This is a genomic window from Collinsella aerofaciens, assembly GCF_040910325.1.
In the GTDB taxonomy this organism is placed as follows: Bacteria; Actinomycetota; Coriobacteriia; order Coriobacteriales; family Coriobacteriaceae; genus Collinsella; species Collinsella aerofaciens_BL.
In genome coordinates this window covers 1-1,930 of sequence record NZ_JBDGAV010000060.1, presented here as the reverse complement: position 1 = coordinate 1,930, position 1,930 = coordinate 1, and the positions used below count along the sequence as shown (strand labels likewise).

Genomic DNA, 1,930 nt, shown 5'->3' with positions numbered 1-1,930 from the left:
GGTATCGGGTTCCCACATTCATCCGCACATGTGCGGATGAATGTGGGAAGTGTTCGGATGAAGTTGATAATCAAGGTCGACCGGCTGGCAATAGTTCGTCGAGAAGAAAGAGCGCAGGATGTCCTATTCTATCGATACCCTGTTCAAAAGCTTTATCAGCTCTTCATTGAGACTATGAACATTTCAGGCTTCGAATCAGTGGCGAGCACCCCGACAAAAATAGCCGTTAGGAGTGTCAAATGAACAAGAATGCCACTGCGCAGCTGCACGTCTATTCCGCCTTTTTCGTTCTCGCGGGATTTGTTTTAAATCGGGGAGTGTTTCTACTTTTCCTTGCGGAGAAAGGAATGTCTGTCACGGAAATCGCGCTTTATCAAGCTCTGTTTAACATTGCAACGGTCGTCCTCGAGCTACCAACAGGGCTGATAGGCGATTTCTTTGGAAAGAAGTTTTCGATTCAAATGGGCGTGCTGCTCCTTTTCTTCCATACGGCTGGCATGCTGCTGCTCTCAGGTCCCTTTCTTGTCGTGCTTTCCCTTGTTGAGGCACTCGCTTACTCCCTTCAATCGGGATCCGAACAAGCACTTTTATATGAAATTGCCCGGAATGCCGGTCAAGGAGAGCGCTTCCTCACCATCAATGCTCGGCTGCTTGCCGCACAATCAATCGCTACGGGGATGGCAATTGTGCTCGGATCTTTCATTGCCCAAGTATCTTGGAGCGCCCTCTACGTATGTGTCTCCGTTTTCTATCTCCTGCAGCTTTTCCTTCTGTATCCCATTGAGAGGACGGAAGCGACCCGTTCTAAAAGCTCTGAAAAGGGAAGGTTTGACGCAGCCAAGATGTTCAGACGCGAAACCTGGCGTGTTGGAGAATCCGCTTTTGCGGTATTGCTTCTTCTAATCGGCACGAGCATGCTCGATGGATTCTATGGGAGTTATTACAACTTGAATCAGTTGGTATTCGACGCATTTGATGCTCCCGTCTCCATAATAGGAATCTTTTTCGGTGCATCCTATGCAGTAAATGCGACGGCCTACATTGCAGCAGATTTCTTCTCATCGCGTTTCGGGAAAAGAAACACCATGCTCGGCTCGATGCTAATCGAGGCCGGCCTTTTCATGATTCTTCCGTGGTTCGCTTCAAATCCGCTGTGCTTGTTTGGCCTTAGCATGGTGCTTTGCTTTCTCCCAGAAGTGGTGTACATCACTTCGGAAAACTTAATCCAAGACGCGATAGCGGACGATCTCCGCGCGACGATCCTTTCCGTCGCGTCTCTGGTAAGGGCTCTCTTTTCTGCAATGTTTTTCTCCATATTTGGATATGTGTTGGGGTTATATCCCATTCAGATAGCGCTCGGTGTTATTGGCGCAATCGCGATAGCAATTACCGCCGTTGTTTCTTTAAAAATGGTAGGAATACATGTCTCCAAGAATTGATATATCGATTGACGAGCTGCCCGAAGCGTCGAGCCTTCTTGATGGACATGACTATTCGTCACAAATCATTCAGCGTATCGCCGGGGTTCCAGTAATACTCGATGCATCGGGATGCCCTCATTCCCCTTTTTTCGAAGTTGAATATGATGACAGGACGATTAGGTTTACAAGTCAAGCAAGTTAATAATCTATGTGGTCGATATGCCGTTGAGCCCGCATATCGATACCGCTCAGCCATTCGCCTCGCCCCCGTCGCACGTATCTTCATCCGGTCTGCCATTATCAATCTAACGATTCTTTGAGGAATGTAGGTGCTTCTAAATGTACTGTCGACTTCTTCTCAAACTGATCCTAAGAGACAAGGCCGTATGGATTTGTACGCTCGTTCTCGCTGCAGCCTTTTCCGTCCCCATCGCGTTCAATTCACCCATCTACGGCCCCTTCTTTATGAAGCAGGGCATGCAGGGCTTTGTCGACGCATTCAATACGCG

1 protein-coding gene is annotated in these 1,930 nt (G+C 48.3%); it reads left to right on the top strand.

Translation table 11 applies throughout. The features are described from left to right. The first annotated feature begins 239 nt into the window (after positions 1-239). Positions 240-1,439, top strand: a complete 1,200-nt coding sequence (locus tag AB5Z25_RS10830) for an MFS transporter (RefSeq protein ID WP_138113684.1) — start codon at positions 240-242, stop codon at positions 1,437-1,439. Positions 1,440-1,930: the final 491 nt, after the last annotated feature.

What these genes read in the sequence shown, in the direction of transcription:
- AB5Z25_RS10830 (WP_138113684.1), top strand. Translation starts at nt 240, where the DNA reads ATGAACAAGAATGCCACTGCGCAGCTGCACGTCTATTCCGCCTTTTTC.